The sequence below is a fragment of the Methanococcus voltae PS genome, from assembly GCF_024807035.1.
GTDB lineage: Archaea > AGJL01 > Methanococci > Methanococcales > Methanococcaceae > Methanococcus > Methanococcus voltae.
In genome coordinates this window covers 406,871-425,803 of sequence record NZ_JANUCQ010000002.1, presented here as the reverse complement: position 1 = coordinate 425,803, position 18,933 = coordinate 406,871, and the positions used below count along the sequence as shown (strand labels likewise).

Annotated in this window: 17 protein-coding genes and 1 tRNA gene; 6 read left to right on the top strand and 12 right to left on the bottom strand. The window is 28.6% G+C overall.

Annotated features, from left to right (window positions below; translation table 11 throughout):
- Positions 1-18 precede the first annotated feature (18 nt).
- From M2325_RS05220 to pyrG, 3 genes are all read right to left on the bottom strand, one after another.
- Entirely contained in the window at positions 19-339 is a 321-nt protein-coding gene (locus M2325_RS05220) for a DUF190 domain-containing protein (protein WP_209631731.1), read from the bottom strand.
- Between the two features lie 217 nt (positions 340-556).
- Positions 557-1,489: a glutamine-hydrolyzing GMP synthase gene (gene guaA / locus M2325_RS05215; protein WP_209591044.1), complete on the bottom strand. Its 933-nt coding sequence runs from the start codon at positions 1,487-1,489 to the stop codon at positions 557-559.
- A 282-nt stretch (positions 1,490-1,771) separates the two neighbouring features.
- The gene (pyrG, locus tag M2325_RS05210; RefSeq protein WP_209591043.1) at positions 1,772-3,385 is read right to left on the bottom strand and encodes a glutamine hydrolyzing CTP synthase; all 1,614 of its coding nucleotides are present in this window, start codon (positions 3,383-3,385) and stop codon (positions 1,772-1,774) included.
- Between the two features lie 433 nt (positions 3,386-3,818).
- Here pyrG and M2325_RS05205 point away from each other — a divergent pair, with 433 nt between their 5' ends.
- The 3 genes from M2325_RS05205 (at position 3,819) to rimI (ending at position 6,133) form a co-directional block, all read left to right on the top strand.
- Entirely contained in the window at positions 3,819-4,592 is a 774-nt protein-coding gene (locus M2325_RS05205) for an anaerobic ribonucleoside-triphosphate reductase activating protein (protein ID WP_259051774.1), read from the top strand.
- Between the two features lie 158 nt (positions 4,593-4,750).
- Entirely contained in the window at positions 4,751-5,539 is a 789-nt protein-coding gene (locus M2325_RS05200; protein ID WP_209631732.1) for a 6-hydroxymethylpterin diphosphokinase MptE-like protein, read from the top strand.
- 102 nt (positions 5,540-5,641) lie between these two features.
- Positions 5,642-6,133, top strand: a complete 492-nt coding sequence (gene rimI / locus M2325_RS05195) for a ribosomal protein S18-alanine N-acetyltransferase (protein ID WP_209591040.1) — start codon at positions 5,642-5,644, stop codon at positions 6,131-6,133.
- A 33-nt stretch (positions 6,134-6,166) separates the two neighbouring features.
- Here the strand turns inward: rimI and mtxX are convergent, their stop codons facing one another.
- The 5 genes from mtxX to crcB all read right to left on the bottom strand — a co-directional run bounded on the left by mtxX (position 6,167) and on the right by crcB (position 11,101).
- Positions 6,167-7,039 carry a methanogenesis marker protein Mmp4/MtxX gene (gene mtxX, locus M2325_RS05190; protein ID WP_259051752.1) on the bottom strand — a complete coding sequence of 291 codons (873 nt, stop codon included), beginning with the start codon at positions 7,037-7,039 and terminating at the stop codon, positions 6,167-6,169.
- A 101-nt stretch (positions 7,040-7,140) separates the two neighbouring features.
- On the bottom strand, positions 7,141-7,917 hold the full coding sequence (locus M2325_RS05185; protein WP_374759687.1) for an NAD+ synthase: 777 nt from the start codon (positions 7,915-7,917) through the stop codon (positions 7,141-7,143).
- Positions 7,918-8,139: 222 nt separating this feature from the next.
- Positions 8,140-9,594 (bottom strand): methyl-coenzyme M reductase glutamine C-methyltransferase, encoded by a 1,455-nt coding sequence (locus tag M2325_RS05180; RefSeq protein ID WP_259051749.1) that lies wholly within the window; start codon positions 9,592-9,594, stop codon positions 8,140-8,142.
- Positions 9,595-9,802: 208 nt separating this feature from the next.
- Entirely contained in the window at positions 9,803-10,612 is an 810-nt protein-coding gene (locus tag M2325_RS05175) for an MBL fold metallo-hydrolase (protein WP_245314135.1), read from the bottom strand.
- 108 nt (positions 10,613-10,720) lie between these two features.
- Positions 10,721-11,101, bottom strand: a complete 381-nt coding sequence (gene crcB / locus M2325_RS05170) for a fluoride efflux transporter CrcB (RefSeq protein ID WP_209591035.1) — start codon at positions 11,099-11,101, stop codon at positions 10,721-10,723.
- Between the two features lie 347 nt (positions 11,102-11,448).
- Here crcB and M2325_RS05165 point away from each other — a divergent pair.
- A tRNA-Arg gene (locus tag M2325_RS05165) sits at positions 11,449-11,523 on the top strand.
- 168 nt (positions 11,524-11,691) lie between these two features.
- Here the strand turns inward: M2325_RS05165 and pfkC are convergent.
- Complete coding sequence (gene pfkC, locus M2325_RS05160; RefSeq protein WP_209631733.1) at positions 11,692-13,158, bottom strand: ADP-specific phosphofructokinase; 1,467 nt, start codon at positions 13,156-13,158, stop codon at positions 11,692-11,694.
- A gap of 72 nt (positions 13,159-13,230) precedes the next feature.
- Positions 13,231-14,526 (bottom strand): glucose-6-phosphate isomerase, encoded by a 1,296-nt coding sequence (gene pgi, locus M2325_RS05155; protein ID WP_259051747.1) that lies wholly within the window; start codon positions 14,524-14,526, stop codon positions 13,231-13,233.
- A 413-nt stretch (positions 14,527-14,939) separates the two neighbouring features.
- Here pgi and M2325_RS05150 point away from each other — a divergent pair, with 413 nt between their 5' ends.
- Both M2325_RS05150 and M2325_RS05145 read left to right on the top strand, forming a co-directional pair.
- Positions 14,940-16,160: a glycosyltransferase family 4 protein gene (locus M2325_RS05150; protein WP_209591032.1), complete on the top strand. Its 1,221-nt coding sequence runs from the start codon at positions 14,940-14,942 to the stop codon at positions 16,158-16,160.
- A gap of 160 nt (positions 16,161-16,320) precedes the next feature.
- Positions 16,321-17,541: a glycoside hydrolase family 57 protein gene (locus tag M2325_RS05145; RefSeq protein WP_209591031.1), complete on the top strand. Its 1,221-nt coding sequence runs from the start codon at positions 16,321-16,323 to the stop codon at positions 17,539-17,541.
- A 117-nt stretch (positions 17,542-17,658) separates the two neighbouring features.
- Here the strand turns inward: M2325_RS05145 and M2325_RS05140 are convergent, their stop codons facing one another.
- Together M2325_RS05140 and M2325_RS05135 are read right to left on the bottom strand one after the other, a co-directional pair.
- A complete protein-coding gene (locus M2325_RS05140; protein ID WP_209591030.1) occupies positions 17,659-18,219 on the bottom strand; it encodes a double zinc ribbon domain-containing protein in 561 nt (186 codons plus the stop codon).
- A gap of 162 nt (positions 18,220-18,381) precedes the next feature.
- Positions 18,382-18,870, bottom strand: coding sequence for a hypothetical protein (locus tag M2325_RS05135; RefSeq protein WP_259051738.1), 489 nt, complete (start codon positions 18,868-18,870; stop codon positions 18,382-18,384).
- Between the last annotated feature and the right edge of the window lie 63 nt (positions 18,871-18,933).

Sequence of the window (18,933 nt, the reverse complement as noted above, 5' to 3'; positions counted from 1 at the left end):
TTTCCGTATTTTTTAAATTCATTCCTTAACCACCTGAATGTTTTCCATAGTAATTAACCCATTTTCTCCAACAATTTTTGTTAATTCGGGAAGAACCTGTTCAAAAGTTGTTTCGTAATCTATACACTCTACAATAACCGGCAAATTCATAGAAAGTCTTAATATATCAAATCTAGAAACTCCACGCCTACCATAACCACATTGTGCTTTGAAAACTGTGGCGCCAGATATCCCATGACTTTTTAATAACTTTACAACAGTATGAGTCATATTTTGTCCGTTAAATTTGTCACTTTCTTTTAAATAAACCCTTAAAATTTTGCAATCTATAAATTTCATAATATCGCTCTATTACCTAAATTACTTGTAAATCCTAATAATGAATTAAATAATAACTATTATATCTATCATCTAATATCTATCAATTTCTATTAAAATATATGGATTAAAATAATAATACTAATAATAATAATAATAATAATAATAATTAAAGTAAAAATAACAATTAAAAAATAGTAAAGTAATGTATATAATAATAAATTAGTAATAAGGTTATTTATTCAAATTCAATGGTTGCAGGAGGTTTATCGGTAACATCGAGTACAACTCTTGTAACGTTTGGAATTTCTGAAGTAATTCTTTTACTAATTCTTTTAATAATGCTAAATGGTATTTCTGGAGCTGTCGCAGTCATTGCATCTAATGACTCAACAAATCTAAGAGCTACAAGCCAGTTGTAGTCCCTAATATCTCCTTTAACACCTGTAGCTTTTGTATCAAGAACTGCAGCAAAGTATTGCCATAATTCTTTATCGAGTCCTTCTTTTTCAATTTCTTCGCTTACAATAGCGTTTGCTTCCTTACAAATTTCTAATTTTTCTTCAGTAATTTCTCCGAGTATTCTTACAGCCAATCCTGGTCCTGGGAATGGTTGTCTGTATGCAACAGCGTCTGGTAAACCTAATTCTACAGCAACTTGTCTAACTTCGTCTTTGTATAAATCTCTAATAGGTTCTACAACATCTAAAACCATTCCTGATGGTAAAGCAATATTGTGGTGTGTTTTAATTTCTCCTTCACTTTCAATCCAGTCAGGAGCAATTGTTCCTTGAATTAAAACTTCTTCACCGTTTTCTTTTGCAACTTCTTCAAATATTTCAATGAATACTCTACCGATTATTTTTCTTTTTGTTTCAGGGTCGTCGACTCCTGCTAATTCGCCTAAAAACCTATCTTTAGCATAAACGATTTTTAAGTTTACGCCCATTTCATCCTGGAAAATCTTTTTGATTTCCTCAGTTTCGTTTTTTCTCATTAAACCAGTATCTACAAATACCGCTAATAAGTTCTCACCAACTGCTTTACTTACTAAAACAGAAGCTACGGAGCTATCAACACCGCCACTTAATGCGATAATGGTTTTTCTTCCGTTTATAGCTTTTTTTATTTCTTCAACGGTTTCCTCTATAAATATTTTTGAATTAAACATGTTTAATCCTCCAATTCATGATTAGGTATATTTAATGTGTTTAATGTATTTTATTTTGCCATATTCTTAATTTCGTATACTTTGTATAATGTTACATTATTATCATAAATTTTTATCATAATTTTACTAATAGTTTTTAATTATTATATATACTTTTAGATGACAAAAAATTCAATTATTTAATTATTTAATTATTTAATTATTTTATTAAATCTTACGAACAATAAAAAAATTAAAAAAGAGATATTTATGAATTATGTATGATGTATGCGGTATTAAATTTTATAATTTATACTTTTTTTCCATAGCAGCTTTAACTAATCCATAAAATAATGGGTGAGAAGCACTAAATCTTGATTTAAATTCTGGGTGTGCTTGTGTAGCTATAAAGTAGGGGTGATTTTTGAGTTCAACAAATTCTGCTAATTTTCCATCAGGTGAAGTCCCAGAGATTACAAGACCATTGTTTATAAGTGCCTCGTGGAATTCAGGGTTTACTTCGTATCTGTGTCTATGTCTTTCCCAAGCTGTATCTGTGCCGTAAAGTTCCTTGGCAAGTGTTCCGTCAGCTAAGCACGCTTCATAAGCACCTAATCTCATAGTACCGCCCATTTCGGTAATTTCACGCTGTTCAGGCAAGTAGTCTATAACTGGGTAAGGTGTAGTTTCATCGAATTCTGTTGAGTTAGCATATTCTAAACCACAAACATTTCTCGCATATTCAATAACAACGCACTGCATACCTAAGCAAATACCTAAGAATGGTACATTGTTTTCTCTTGCAAATTTAACTGCGTTAACTTTGCCATCTACACCCCTATCTCCAAATCCGCCAGGTATTAATATACCATCTAAGTTTCCATCCTCAACTAATGTTTCTAAAGCTTTTGATGGTTCCTTTTCTAATTCTTCAGAGTTTATCCATTTAATGTTTACTTTAGCATCGTTTTTGGCTCCAGCATGTATCAAAGCTTCTGTAATACTCATGTAAGCATCTTTCAATTGAATGTATTTTCCAACAATTCCGATGGTAACTTCATTCATTGGATTTACAATTCTATCAACAATAGCTCTCCATTCGTTTAATTCTGGTTTAACATCGTTTAACTTTAATTTTTCGCTTATTAATTTGCCAATTCCTTCCTTTTCAAGATTAAGAGGTACTTCATATATAGTTTTTGCATCTCTTGCTTCAACAACTGCTTCTTTTTCAACGTCACAGAATAAAGCTAATTTTTCCCTCATTTTCTCGCCCATTGGTATTTCAGTTCTACAAACTAAAATATCAGGCTGTAAACCAATTCCTCTTAATTCTTTAACACTGTGTTGGGTTGGTTTTGTTTTTAATTCACCAGCAGCTCTAATGTACGGCAATAGTGAAACGTGAATGTATAAAACGTTTTCTTTTCCGATATCTTTTCTAAATTGCCTAATAGCTTCTAAGAATGGTAAACTCTCTATGTCTCCTACAGTACCACCGATTTCAACGATGGTTATATCGCTTTCAGTACCCAATGCTTTAATCCTTTCTTTAATTTCATTTGTAATATGGGGTATTACCTGAACCGTTTTTCCAAGGTAGTCTCCTCTTCTTTCTTTTGAGAGTACGCTCCAGTAGACTTTTCCCGTGGTTATGTTATTGTCGGCTATTAAATCAAGGTCAACAAATCTTTCGTAATTTCCTAAATCAAGGTCTGTTTCTCCCCCATCTTCCGTAACATAAACTTCCCCGTGTTCGTAAGGTGACATAGTACCTGCATCAATTTGTAAGTAAGGGTCTATTTTTATCATATTAACCTTTAGACCTCTTGCTTTTAGTAATCTACCGATTGATGAAGAGGTAATCCCCTTTCCAAGGGAGGAAACTACACCACCAGTTACAAAAATATACTTCATTTTCTCACCAAAATAATTATAGTTATTATCAATATTTTAAAAATTTCAAAAGTTTAATAATTGCTATTTAGTAATTAATAATTATCAATCAATAATTTAATAGTTACTTTAATATTTATTATTTTATCACTATAAATTATATCAAAGTTATAATTAATAAGTATAGACTTATGGTATAAATGTTATAAAAACATAACTTATAATTTAATGTAATTATAAAATAATGTACCTATAAACATATTTAAATGAATATATTTATAAAATATAATAATTATTATCACATATGGGTTAAATTATCAAATACATTAAATAACATATGTTTCACCCAATATAATGATTATTGTTATTTATTAGGTAATTATATTAATGATTTAAAAATTAATTTAAAAATTAATTTAAAAATATAATGTAAAAAGTAATAAGATGTGATATTATGAGAATTTCCGCAATTGTAGATTTATCAAGTTTAGATTATCCAAAAGTACCTTCTTCCGTAGTTTTTTTTTCAGATTGTAATATGAAATGTGGTTACTGCCAAAATTATGATACTATGCAAGAGCGAATGCAGGAAATGACTGCAGAGCAAATTTTCAATGGAATGGATAGATTATTTTCGGAGGCCGTTGTAATAAGTGGTGGAGAGCCTACCTTACAATTAGATGGTGTAAAGGAGCTTTTAAATATTGCAAGGGAAAATAACTTAAAAACAAAGTTGGATACAAATGGTACAAATCCTAACGCCGTAAAAGAGTTACTAGACGAAAATTTATTGGATTACGTAGCAGTTGATGTAAAATGTGGATTTGGTAAATATCTAAAATTTACAAATTACGAAAATGAATTATTAACTAATAAATCAGAAGAAGAATTTAAAAAAGCTAATGATAAATTTAAGGAACAAATAAAAGAAAATATTTTAAAAATAATAAAATACTGTAATGACGCAGGCATATATATTGAGTGTAGGACAACGTATATACCACAGGAGATATCTGAAGATGATATTAAAGACATAGCAAAAACCGTAAAAGATGCAGATTTGTACGCAATACAACAATATGATAATGAACACGCTTGTTCGGAAGAATACAAGAAAATGAAACCTGCAACCGACGACGAGCTTTTAAAAATAGGAAATATGGCAAAAAAATATCATAAAAATGTTGTAATACGGGGATTAGCCGGCGAAATAGTAGATTTAGAATAATACTAATAGCAATATAACTGTAATAATATATAGAGACAATTGAGGATATTTTTATGTATGATAACTTATATATCCTATAATTATATTTTAATTAAATTATTTATTTTAATTCATTATAATGACGTATAATTTATTAATTAATCGTAAAAAGGGATAATTTGGATGAAATTACTTGGAATTCTTGGTATCATAGAATTATGGACGATTTAGGTTTTGATAAACAAAAAGATTTGGAATCAACCCAAGTTTTAAATAATTTATTGGAGAAACACGATAATAAATATGATATAAATAATTTAGAAGATATAATCCATAATAGGGAAATTTACGTTTTTGGAGCAGGGCCTTCTATAAATAAACATACTACAAAATTTAATGATTTAAAAAACTTAGAAAATGATAATAAAGATAAGATAAATAATAAAGATAAGATAAATAATAAAGATAAGATAAATAAAGGATATATCGTAATATCTGCAGATGGTGCAACAAAAGCACTTTTAGAGGATAATATACGCCCCGATATAATCATTACCGATTTAGATGGTCATATGAACGAAATTATAGAATGTTCGGAAAAAGGAACTGTAATAGTAGTTCATGCACACGGTGATAATACAGAAAATGTTAAAAAATATTTAAGTCAGCTCAAAAACGTTATCGGTAGTTCTCAAGTCCCAGACGTTTCAAAATTCGAAAATATCATAAATTACGGCGGTTTTACTGATGGAGACCGTTGCATTTTTTTAGCAAATGAATTTAAACCTTCAAAAATAATACTTTGTGGGATGGACTTCGGAACCAAGGTTACAAGCTATTCGAGACCTAATCTAAAAAATAAAATTGAAAATGCTGACGAAATAAAAATTAAAAAGTTAAAATATGCAGAAGAATTAACCAATTGGTTAATTGAACACGGAAATTGCAATATTGAATTTATGAATTAAAAAATAATAAAATAGTAAAATAATAAAATAATTTAAGTAAATTAGATAAATTAGATAAATTAAAATATTTAGTAACTAATCATAACACCAGGAATGAAATTTATGACATCCAAAATTACCTTAAGAAGTTTTAAAGAATGCGATTTAAATCGAGTGCTTGAAATTGAAAAACAATCGTTTGACTATGAATATCCCGATTTTTTGATAAAGAGTTTACACTCAAAATGTCCTGACGGTTTTTTGGTGGCTTTAGATGAAAATAACTACGTTTTAGGTTACATCATAACAGTTTTAGAATGGGGTAACGCACACGTGGTCTCTATTGCAGTTGATAAAGAGTACAGACACCAAGGAATAGGTAATTTACTATTAGACTCAATTGAAAACCATTTCTTCAAAGTTTACAATGCTAAACACATCGTCTTAGAGGTAAGATTTACAAATGCAGTTGCCAGGAAGTTTTACTACAAGCGAGGGTACAGCGACAGAAAAATATTGTACAATTACTACGAAGATGGTAGTGACGCCATTTTAATGATTAAAAAAAGAAAGGGATTACTTAAAGATTATCCGATTTACATAAATATGTGGTAATAAATGCAAAATATCCCTATATTATTTTTTCCTTTATTTTTGATTATTAAGATATTTAACTGCATTATAATATCTCAAATAATTTCCACTTCTACTAGTATCTATGAAATTTATGGGCTTTTTTGATACCAAAAGTGCCCCGCAACCTTCTAAACCACAAACTAAAGCTAATGAGCGAAATATTAGATTTCCAGAAATCCCATCAGGCGCTATAATAACGTCAAAACCTTTTTTTAAGTATTCTTCTATCAATATACCATCATGTATGACATCTACATTTTCCAAATTCTTCTTTAACTCCTTCTCTAAATTCTTTCTTTCGTTATATATATTTACAATTTCTTTACATTCACATATTGTATTGTCTATATGAGGGTCTCTACCTAAATCCGATAATCTACCGCCGGAAAGTAATCCTATCGTTATTTTACTATCTTCGTTATTGTTATTTGAAGAATATTTTAGGGTATCTTTTTTTAAATAATTTACCAGGTAGTCGATAAACTCTATTTTATCATCAATCCGTTTTTTATATTCAAAACTAAACTCATCTATTCCTACAGGTGCCAATATAAAATATTTATCCATAAATGGATTTTTTAATATGGATGCCCTATAGAATTTAGCATCGAAGGTTTTTTTAATTAAATTTTTTACTTCGGGCATTATTTTGGATGAGGATAAGTTACCCCTAACAAAACCGCTAATAACCTCAATTTCTTCGTTATTTTCATCTATTTTTAGTCCACTGTCTAAATCATTGGAAATATATTTTTTAAACAATTTTAAAAACTCTTGAGGGGATTCAACCAATTTTACATTTATGTCTTCAGAAATTAGCCTATTATAAGCTTCTAAAACTTGACTAGAACTTTCTATATCTTTATCATATCCTAAAATATACATAAAATCATCCGTTAATTTTTTTAAATTTCATAAATAATTCTATCGTTTAAAAAATAAATAATTAATTAAAAAAATGAAAGAATAAAAAATAAAAAAGATTATTATTCAATTAAGTCCAAATATTTACTAGGCATTGGAATTGGCAATGATTTGTGTTTATTTCTATCAATTCTAGTCATTATATTAATCATTTGTTCAGAACTAATATTTAATAGGTCTGCAGTATATTCTGGGTCCTTACCAATTTCCATTGCGTGTAATAACTTATCTAATATTTCATAAGTAATACCCATTTCTTTTTCATCGGTTTGACCTTCCCACAAGCCACCAGAAGGTGCTTTTGTGATTACATCTTCAGGTACACCAATATGCTTTGCAAGCTCCCTAACTTCGGTTTTAAATAGATGACCAATTGGTAATATATCACAGCCCAAATCACCGAATTTAGTGCCGTAACCCATATAAATTTCTGATTTATTACTAGTACCAAGCACTAAACTATTATTTTTATTTGCATGATAGTATAAGGTGCACATTCTAAATCTAGACTTTAAATTACCGTCTGATAATTTATCAAATTCCTTTAAGTTTCCTTCTTCATCTTTGGAATACCCTCCTGCTCTGAAAGCTTCCATTAGTGGCGTAATATCGCTTACATTGTAATTAATACCTAATAATTTAGCCACTAATTCACCATGTTCTCTATCTAACGGGTTAGAATTAGACTCTGGCATTATTATGCCGTGTACTTTATCCGCTCCTAGTGCATTTACTGCTAAATAAGCCACTAAAGTACTATCAATTCCCCCACTAAGTCCTAAAACTACACTTTTCACGTTTGTGATTTCATAGTACTCTTGTATGAATTCAGATATCATTTTTATTTTTTTATCCAAAATATTTGACACTTCACTTTTATCGTTATTTTCATTACACTTTGATTTTAAATCGGACTTTGTACACTTCATAATTTCACTTTTTAATCCATTTTAGGAATTTTAATTAAGTTATCTTAATTATATTATTATTTAATTTTAAATTAAAGTCTGTTGCAAGTTATATATAAATTTATAAATCTATCAATTTAATTATAATTAAAATTAATTGTTAAAATCTTTGTATATCAAATCTTTGTAGTTATATACTAAATTTGTAACGTTTCTTATATCATTTCCTTGAGTTTTTGCTTCATCCAAGTATATTTTCTTAATTTGAGCATTTGGAATTCTTGGAACAGAACGCCACATTTCAGCGTGCAATAGCAAATCAAAACATCTAGCTTCACTTTCTGTCAAATGTAACTTTCTATATATGCCATTATGTATTTTAAAGGTTGGGTTATCTTCTTTTTTAGTTTCAATCACTTTATTGCACAATCTTGTTTTTGGGATTGGTTCAGCACTGCTTACAAATATATCGTCAAGTTCTGCATCGACTAAAAAGTCCTTGGTCATTAAATAATCCACTTCTCGCTCTGTAGGGTAGCCCACAATAAAACTGCCACCTACCTTTACACCACAATCTTTTGCTAGTTTTATGGCATTTAAATTCTTTTCAGGGTTTGTACCTTTCTTCATATCACTTAATAATTTATTGCTTCCACTTTCTATACCGTAAAATACCCATCCTACAGTATTATTTTTTATAGCGTTTAAAATATCCGAATCAACGTAATCAACCCTCATATCAGGTACTGACAAATTTTTAGATCCGATTATATCAGAAACTTTTTCTATCATCTCAATAAATAAATTTCTATTAGATGACTTTTTAAAGTTGTAAAGGCTTCCCGTACCGCCACTAATTGCGATTCTTTTCACACCTCGTTTTTTAAGGTTTTCTACCTCTTTTAAAATTAATTCGAGAGGTTTACTTCTTATATCTCGCCCAAAAAACTCTGGAACTTGACAAAAAGTACAATTGCCCAAACAGCCCCTATGGGTTTCAATATATACGTTTGCGCCCCTTATGGTTTGCTTTTCAATATCTTTAGGAATTAAAAGGTCTGAAAAATCCAATTCAATATCTTTATTCTTTTTTGAGGCTTGAACTATTATTTTATTACCTATATTTGAATCTTCGGATTCTAATTTATATGCTATACCACCAATTTCTTTGAAATCTTCTAAATATTCTAAATTAGAATTATTTAAGTGATTTTCAGTCTGATTTTTAAAATATTTAATTAAATTAGGGGTAGTGTATTCCCCTTCACCCATAATTACTGCATCAACCGTATTTATTTCGTTCAGTATGATTTCAGGGTAAGCTGAAATTGCACCAGCGATAAAAATTTTTGTATTTGGTGATTTCCTTTTAATTTCCGCCATAGTTTCTTTTATTTCGCTGTTTAATATGTGAAGTGTCGAATAAAGGGCGAATATTACAAAATTTGACTTTGATAAAATTTTTTGACTATTTGGGCTTAAATTATTAATTAGATTAATTTTACTATCATTAAATTCTTTTTTTAATATCCCGCCCATCAACATTGCACCATATGTATAATGATTTGGAGAATAAATTGTTATTTCGGTTTTTTGGTTATTTGACATAATATCACTTGAATTTGAATAATTGTAACTTGTAATAACTGATTATAATCGTTTGAATATGCTATTTACTTATTTAAATTATAGCTTATAAAATTATCCTTTTGTAAATAATTAAAAAATAATAAAATAATAAACTAAAATAATAAACTAAAATAATAAAATAAAATAGTAGTAAATCAATACTAAAATAAAAAATAAAAAATAAAAATTAATATTTTAAATATTCATAATTTACATTGTCATCAATTGTCAATTTTAACCCTATTTTAGCAGGAATTGTTAAAATACCTGTTCTTTTAGTGATTAATTCCCCAAATTTATCCGGTTCCTTCATTTTAGTTCCCATATGGTAAATAACTACCAATTCAGGTTTTTCTGATTGTTCCATACTATTTAGTATTGAAATTATATCTTCTGAATACATGTGCCCAGGTACTTTAATATCCGCCCTTACAACATTTGCAATAAGTACTTTAACGCCGGAAAAATCTTTAATTAACGAAGAAATGTTTTCTGTATCTCCCGTATATCCGATAATCCCTTGAGGCGTTTCAAGTCTAAATCCAACTCCATAAGGGTCACCATGTTTAGTTTTAGTTCCTATAAAGCTTACATCATCGATATCTATGGATTTATCAACTTTAAGTATATGTTTTTCTAAAACTTTACTTTGGTGATATTTGGATATCTTTTTTTCAAATATCTCGTTCCCACATAGTACTGAGCTATTACCTATTATCCGACCCGCTATTTTGGTCATTCCAAATGTCATAGCTTCAATGATTAATTCAGAATCGGTATAATGGTCAGGGTGGCAATGAGAGACAACCAACAAGTTTGTGTCCCAAGGGTCAATATCCAACTGATTCATGCGAACTAAGGCTCCAGGTCCTGGGTCAACATGAGCATTCAGCTGTTCTGTGGTTATTCTGAAACCGCCAGTTCCTTTATTTTGTTTGATGGTTTCCCACCTACCGCCTCCTCCACCTAAAAATATTATTTCAACAGGTTTTGACAAATTAACACCCTTAAGATACTTATAAATTTTTAATGATTTTATCATATAATCATATTTTTTGTTAGTATTTTGATAGTAATACGTTTATTTTATTTGTTATGGACTAGATTATAAAGATATGTTGAATATCGAATATGATATCTGTCTACCAACATATATCATAAGTAAACAGCCAGCAACGTTTAAAAAAACGTTGTAAAATGCTTTAAGTAAGTAACCTTCATCCATTAAAGAAAATGTTTCATAACTAAATGTTGAGAACGTAGTTAAAGCGCCACAGAATCCCGTAGTTATTAAAATTTTCCATTCTACTGGAATATCGACTAATAAGCAAGAATAAAGCACAAAGCCCATTATTAAACTACCAATTAAATTAACTGTTAAAGTTCCCGAAGGTATTCCAAATTTTACAGGGATTATTCCACTTATCACATACCTTAAAACTGCACCCAAAAAACCGCCTATCCCAATAAGTAATAATTCTCGCAAATTTTCACGCTCTATGTATTAATTCTTATTTTTAATTTTTCCAGTTTATTAATCATATTAACCTATTTTATATTATATAAATATTTTTCAAATAAATAACGTTGTTATAAATTACTACAATCCATAATAAATTAAAATAGTATATATTATAATATATATTATAATAAATTAAAATAGTATATGAAATGTATAATAACCGCTAGTATACGCGATAAAATAAAAATAATAGTTACATTTATATATAATAAACTACAAATAACCGTTTTAGATTGTTTTAAATTTATTAATTCTATTATTTCCGCTATATGTAACAAGCCCAACAATGTGGCGTTATTTTACTATTATATGGGCCCGTGGTTTAGCTTGGATAGAATACAGGGCTTCGGACCCTGTGGTCGGGGGTTCAAATCCCTCCGGGCTCGTCCATTTAAACAAAATATTGATTTTAAAAAAGAATTTTTATTTATTCATATTATTTTTTATCTTTTTATTTTATATGTTCATTTATATCTATTTATATCTATTTATATCTATTTATATCTATTTATATCTATTTATATCTATTTATGTTCATTTATATTAATTTTATTTTATAATACATTATTATTTTTTAAATCTGCTACGTAACTAACGAAAGCACCAGAAGATATGGTATCTCCAAGTCCTACCGTACTTTTAGGGTTTTTTACAATTCTTGACGGAACAAGTACGATATTATACTCAGTAAATTCTGAAGAATTCGAAATATTGGAGACTAAATCTATCAATAAGTCTCCGTACTGATTATATGGGGTATCCAAACCCATTTTTAAATCTTCAATGCTAGTTATCAAACCATTTTTAGCTTTGGAGGACGCCAAAATTGTAGCAAATTCCAAAGATTTTTTCAATTGAGCAATTTTAATGTCGTTTTTAGCCTTGTCTTCAATTTTTTTACAAATAAACATAATATAGAAAATCGTGTGGATTTGTATCATTTCTAAATCATACTTTTCAAGAACTATTTTCGAAGCCTCTATTACATCCTCTATTCTGCTATCTTTTAGTATTTTTTCACTTAATTCAGAATAACCCAACGAATTCAATATATTGGCTATTTCTGTTTCATCTAATCCTGCACAATCTACAACAGGATACAGATATTCGACAATTTTCTTACGTAACAAAGGATTTTGAACGGAAGCAAATTCCAAATGTACCTTTAAATCCAGATTTTTGCTTTTTAATAATTTTATATCTTCAACTGCTCTTTTAAAGTAATATTCATCAGTTTTTCCGTCAGAGTATTTTTCTTTAATGCTTTGGTATCCTGAAACAATTGCACAATCAATATCTTTACCCATTTCGGGTAATTCCTTTTTTATATCCTCAGATATATCAATACGTAAATTTTCAGGACGAGAAGCAAGAATTAAACGATTTGCTCTAGGTATGTCGATTTTTTCGTTATTAAATTCAAAATCAAACTCTTTATATTCGAAAATTCTGTTTATTTTGGTTTCATCATCCTTATATGCGTTATTTATATTTGTTAGCGAGACTTTTCCATCCTTTTTTAAAACAGGATAGAATATATTGGCATGATTACCCTTATTTTCAAACATTTCACTTTGTTTTTTAGATAATAATGGCGTATAGGCTATTATTTTTTCCAAGTTTAATAGTGATAGCAAATTAGCAATAATTCCAACTTGCCCACCAATTCTCTTTTCATTAAATTTTAAATCTTCTAACCATTTTTTAAAATTCGGGGATAAATTTGCACTTATTAATGGTATTTCTACGGGTTTTCCTGATTTCATCGCTAAAATTAGACGAGCTAAGAATTCCTCGGGAGTTTTTATCTCTCGAGGGTAACTTGCCATATTTTCAATTACCTTATCAATATCAATTTTTACATCGCCAATATTGTTCTTTTCATCTAAAAGCTCGTATAAATCATTTTTACTGGATATATACTTCAAAGCATCTACGTTTGCATTATAACCTAAAAATATGGCTATATTTTCCAAATTTTCACAATGTTCCTTTACATCATTCAAATTTTTAAATGGCAATCTATCCCCTCAAATTTTTAAATCATTTCTTAAATCATTTCTTAAATCATTTTTGCTTTTAAATTTTTTAAATTACTCAATTTTTATTTCATTGTATGATTTTTCTTTAATACTTCCTTTAAGAACAGCGTGAGATAATTTTTTAGCATGCTCCACAGCCGGCTGATTAAAAGCATTTATACAGAATAATTCTCCACTATAAGCGGTTTGAAGTTCATATGCGTATGTTAACATTCCCAGAGTATATTCGTTTAATTCACTAAGGGTAATTTTTACATTTGGTATTCCTTTTTCAGTAATTGACTTTTCAGTACCCAATTGCTCTGAATTTATCAATTCAGATAGTTTATGTCCTTTAAGGTCTGAGTCGTAATCTGTTTCAATTGAATAATCCTGTTTAAAAGTATTTACTTTTAAAAATGTCATAATTTTGTCTTCTGGTCCATCCATATATAATTGTAGTTGCGAATGCTGGTCTGTAGCCCCTAAAGCTATAACGGGAGTTTGTCCATTACCGTCTTTTCCTAAGCTTTCCGCCCAAAGTTGTCTATACCACATTCCAAATTGATGTAATCTACCAATATATGGCATCATAAGTGATATTTTTTTACCTGTATTATCCATTTTGTAATGTATCAACGAATTCAATAGCGCGGGATTTCTAAATATATTGTCAGTCTGACAAATATCGTTCATTTTTTTAGCTCCTTTAACTAGATTGTGAATATCCACGTTTAAACAAGCTAATGGGGCAAGTCCTACCGCTGAAAGAACTGAAAACCTACCTCCAACGTTTTCAGGTACTTTGTAGCACATATAACCCTCTTTATCCGCTATTTTTTGCAAAAGACCGCCACCAGTTATTGCAACAAAATTCGGTTTCGCAGGCGTAATATTATTTTTATCCATGTGTTTTTTGATTACAAAGTAATTTGCGAGAGTTTCTACCGTATTACCTGACTTACTAATGACAAATATCAAAGTTTTTTCTAATTTTACCGCTTTTAAGGTTTCGTAAATCTTTTCAGGGTCTGAATTATCCAAATAAAAAACTTTTGGATGATATGTATTACTAGAACCATAGATACCTTGATGTATAGCTTTTGAACCTAAAATGGAACCCCCAATTCCAATGATTATTATGTAGTCAAATTCTTTTGATAATTCTTTTACTTCCTCATATATTTCTAAATCTTCATTTAAAACTTCAATAAACCCTAAGTCCCCTTTTTCATATTTTTTTGTTACATTTGCTTTTGCTAAATTTGTAAAATCTCTTAATTCGTCAATTTCATCGACAGATATTCCAGTTTCCCCAATCTTATCTTTAAGTACATTATCAAAATTGAACTTGTATATCCCTTTCATAATTTACCTCGCAGGCACATTTGAACTAAAATCAAATCTAAAATCTAAATACAGAATAGTTTTAATAATTACAGTTAATTTATCATCTTTTATTTTATCCTTCTTAATTTAATTTATATCTTCGTCATATATAATGTTAGCACTTATAAATCCCGCATTTATTTAAACGCATTTTAAAAAATGAAAAATATCGTTAATAATAAAAAGTTTTAATTAAAAAATATATAATGGGTTAATTTTAATTTATATTTTCAAAAATTCAAAAATTCAAAAATTTATCATTGGCTGATTAATAGTAAATTAATAAACTTACTAAAATTAGCTACTGAACTAAATAATCAATAAGCAATACATAATAATCAATAATTAACAAGTAATAACTAATTAAATTTAAAATTTAGGGATGGGATAGGATGAAAATAGCAATGTTAACGTGGGAATATCCCCCATTAATCGTAGGGGGTTTATCCATCCATTGTAAGAATTTAGCAGAGGCTTTGGTTAAAATGGGTCATGAAGTGGATGTTATAACTACTGGGGAAGTTATGTACAGTTCTAAACCTGAACTAGTAAACGGAGTTAACATTTACCGTGTAAAACCAATGATAAAAGAGGGAGAAGATTTCCTATCATGGTCACTACTAATGGCTAGTGAAATGGAGAAGAAATTAGGCGATTTAGAAATAGATAAATATGATTTAATTCACTGCCATGATTGGATGACATCGAAAGTCGGAATAAATTTAAAATACTTATTAAACAAACCTTATGTCCAATCAATACATAGCACAGAATATGGGCGTTGTAGTGGTATTAATTCAAAAATATCCGAAATAATAAACGAAATGGAGTTCCTAAGTGTTTTTGAAGCTGATGAAGTAATAACTGTAAGTAATGCTTCAAAAAAGGAATTATGTGGTATATTTAGCGCTCCCGATAATAAAATACATACAATTTATAATGGTATTAATCTCAGTGAATACTGTATTAACCAAGATTCTGATGAATTATCTGAATTTAGAGACGAATTAGGTATAAAAAATGACGATTATATGTTATTATACGTTGGTCGTTTAGAGCATCAAAAAGGAGTTAATTATCTTATACGCGCATTTAGGATATTAGCTGACAAATATAAAAATTTAAAGCTAGTATTGGTGGGTGAAGGCTCTCAACACGATTATTTAAAATCTCTTTCCGAAAATCTATGTTGTAATAACAATATGATATTCACGGGCTTTAAAAATGGGGACGAATTGAAGAAATTGTACTGTTGTGCGGATATTTGTGTAGTTCCTTCAATATATGAGCCTTTTGGTTTGGTTGCACTGGAATCCATGGCTTCAGAAACCCCAATCGTAGTTAGCAATACAGGTGGGCTCTCGGAAATTGTAAATTCAAAAAATGGAATCAAAGTTGAGCCAAAAAATCCTAAAAAGCTGGCAGTAGCAATATCTAAATTACTTGAAAATAATGAATTTAGAAATAATATAATTAATAATGCCAAAAACGATTTATTAAATTATAGCTGGGATAATATAGCGTATAATACTTCAAAAGTCTATAAAAAAGCTGTTAAAAATAAATTAGATTCTAAAAATGATAGTTCTTCAGAAATAATTGAAAGAATTTAATAATATTTGGAATAATTAGGATAACGAAAATACCAATAATGTCAATAATACCAATAATACCAATAATAATTTAAAATCAATAATTTAATTTTAACTACTTTATATTTTATTTTTATTTTTACTAAATACTATCAAATATTAAATTCAGGGGGCGAATTTAATGTATTTATCTTTTAATTTTGAAGTACACCAACCACATCGGTTGAATAAATTTATAAATAATGATATGGATTTATGGGGCAGGTATATGGATATAAATCTAAATAAAGAGCTTTTTAAGTCTGTATCTAAGAAATCATACTATCCTGCAAGTTATTTATTGTTAGATTTAATAGATGAGCATGATATAAAGGTTTCATTTAGTATAACTGGTACTTTTATAGAACAAGCTTTAGAATACGATAATTATCTTTTAGACATCTTTAAAGATTTGGTTGATACGAAAAACGTTGAATTAATGACTGAAACATATTATCACTCTTTAAGTTGTTTTATTTCCGAAGAGGAATTTACCGAAGAAATAAAAAAGCACCAACATATGACAAAGGATTTATTTAAATACGAGCCAAAAGTGTTTAGAAATACCGAATTAATTTATAATAACAGGGTTGCAAAAATAGTCGAGAATTTGGGCTTTAAAGGCATATTTACTGAAGGTGTTGACCGAGTTTTAGAATATGGCTCTCCAAACTATTTATATAAAACTCTTTCTGGTTTAAAAGTATTACTTAGAAACTACAGCTTAAGCGATGACATTGGATTTAGATTTTCATCAAATGATTGGTCTGAATATCCTTTAACAGCTGAAAAATATGCAAATTGGATAAATGGTTGCAATGGTGATTGTGTAAACCTTTATATGGATTATGAAACTATTGGGGAGCATCATACTAAAGAAAGTGGCATTTTTGACTTTTTGACTGCATTACCTGAACAATTAGCAATGTTGGAAAACATAGAATACGCTACTCCTTCTGATATATTAGATAATTGTAACCCTCGCGGTATTATAAATGTATTTGAGCATAATACCATTTCCTGGGCAGATATGGAGAGAGATGCAAGCGCTTGGTTAGGGAACAAAATGCAAGATTTAGCTTTTCAAAATTTAGAAAGTCTGAAAAATTATATAAATTTCTTCGAGTACTCTAAAGAATCTCAGGAATATTTACTGTATAAAAATTTACAAACTAGTGATAACTTCTATTATATGTGTAATAAATCTTCAAGTGATAAAGATGTTCACAACTATTTCAGCCATTTTCAAAGTCCTTATGACGCTTATGGTATTTATTTAAATGCCATACATGATTTTAAAAATTATATTATATTAAAATCAACAAATAATGAAATTATTGATGATATTTGGATAAAAAACTAAAATCTAATACTAAATATAAAAACTAAGAATTAAAAAATAATATAATAAAATAATATAATAAAATAATATAATAAAATAATATAATAAAATAAGAACTTAAAATAAATATAAGTTAAATTATTTTAATTTTGCACCACAGAATGGACAAACGAGCCATGTAGGGTCAACCTCTCTCCTACATTTTCTACATTTTGGAATGGTATTTTCTTTTTTCTTCAATTCAATACCACAATGTGCACAATGTACCCAATCTGGTAAAATAGGCTTTGAACAACCTTTACAGTATTCTACATCTTCAAATACCATATTTTCAGTACTGGTACCACAATGTATACAGTGTTCCCATCCTACATCAATGATATTGTTACATTTATTACACAATGTCAAACTGTTAAAGAATTTAATACCTAAAGTCCTTTTAACTTTTTCCAAAGTCACCATAGCTTCTCTTTTAATGACTTCATCCATATCATAGGCTATGATATATTCAATACTGGTTATAATTTCGTTTAGTGACCTTTTATCATACATATCCATGTATTGAAATGATTCAGGTCTAGCTTCAGTAAGGTCGACCAATCTTTTTAATGTAACTAATTTTGTAGCTGGAACGGCACTTCTAAGTCCTTTTATGACGCTTGCTTTTTCTTCTTCGTTTAGGGGTATAACGGTAACCATAATAAGCCTCCAATTTTCACGTTATGGTTATTTTATATTTTTACTACTTCTCTATTACGACATAATTATTTAAATATCTATTCAATTAAATTTATATGCCTTAAATTTACATTTCATGTATTTTTAATATATAATTCCGTAATTAACTATAATTGGTTATGCTTATCTATAGTATACCTCTAATTCTCCTAAACTCATAATTTTAGGGTAGTAGTATTCTAAATTTCCATAGTATTCGCTTTTTGAAATATTGTTTAATTTTAAAACTTCAAAATTTTGCCTTTCAATTTCAAATTTATAGTAATTAATCATCTTACCCGAGTTATTGTATTCCGACAATATGGTACATTTTTCAAGATTTTCAAATTCATTAGCTGAAAGCCAAACTATTTTACAAATATCTAATTTATTATTTCTATCTAATTCATCATGTAATCTATTTCCTAATTCTGAAACTACTTGATTACATGTTAAATATACTTTTCCATCACTTTCATAGGTTTCATAGGATACTACACTCAATTCTTTAAGTTTATAATCGTAAGTTTCGGTTTTAGACTTTTCAGTCATAAATATAAACGGAATAACGGTTAAAATTATAATAATTAGGCCTATGAATATTATTGGTATTTGAGAGTCTCTTGAAGCCATGGTTTCACAATCTGACTATTTTTTGGTTATACAATTAGTTATTACATAAGTTTATTACACAAA

Coding starts and splice junctions, on each gene's coding strand:
- mtxX (WP_259051752.1), bottom strand. CDS start 7,039: ATGTATATTTTAGGATATGATAAAGATATAGAAAGTTCTAGTCAAGTT.
- M2325_RS05220 (WP_209631731.1), bottom strand. CDS start 339: ATGAAATTTATAGATTGCAAAATTTTAAGGGTTTATTTAAAAGAAAGT.
- M2325_RS05150 (WP_209591032.1), top strand. CDS start 14,940: ATGAAAATAGCAATGTTAACGTGGGAATATCCCCCATTAATCGTAGGG.
- pgi (WP_259051747.1), bottom strand. CDS start 14,526: ATGAAAGGGATATACAAGTTCAATTTTGATAATGTACTTAAAGATAAG.
- M2325_RS05145 (WP_209591031.1), top strand. CDS start 16,321: ATGTATTTATCTTTTAATTTTGAAGTACACCAACCACATCGGTTGAAT.
- guaA (WP_209591044.1), bottom strand. CDS start 1,489: ATGTTTAATTCAAAAATATTTATAGAGGAAACCGTTGAAGAAATAAAA.
- M2325_RS05140 (WP_209591030.1), bottom strand. CDS start 18,219: ATGGTTACCGTTATACCCCTAAACGAAGAAGAAAAAGCAAGCGTCATA.
- M2325_RS05135 (WP_259051738.1), bottom strand. CDS start 18,870: ATGGCTTCAAGAGACTCTCAAATACCAATAATATTCATAGGCCTAATT.
- M2325_RS05185 (WP_374759687.1), bottom strand. CDS start 7,917: ATGATATCTGAATTCATACAAGAGTACTATGAAATCACAAACGTGAAA.
- M2325_RS05205 (WP_259051774.1), top strand. CDS start 3,819: ATGAGAATTTCCGCAATTGTAGATTTATCAAGTTTAGATTATCCAAAA.
- M2325_RS05180 (WP_259051749.1), bottom strand. CDS start 9,594: ATGTCAAATAACCAAAAAACCGAAATAACAATTTATTCTCCAAATCAT.
- pyrG (WP_209591043.1), bottom strand. CDS start 3,385: ATGAAGTATATTTTTGTAACTGGTGGTGTAGTTTCCTCCCTTGGAAAG.
- rimI (WP_209591040.1), top strand. CDS start 5,642: ATGACATCCAAAATTACCTTAAGAAGTTTTAAAGAATGCGATTTAAAT.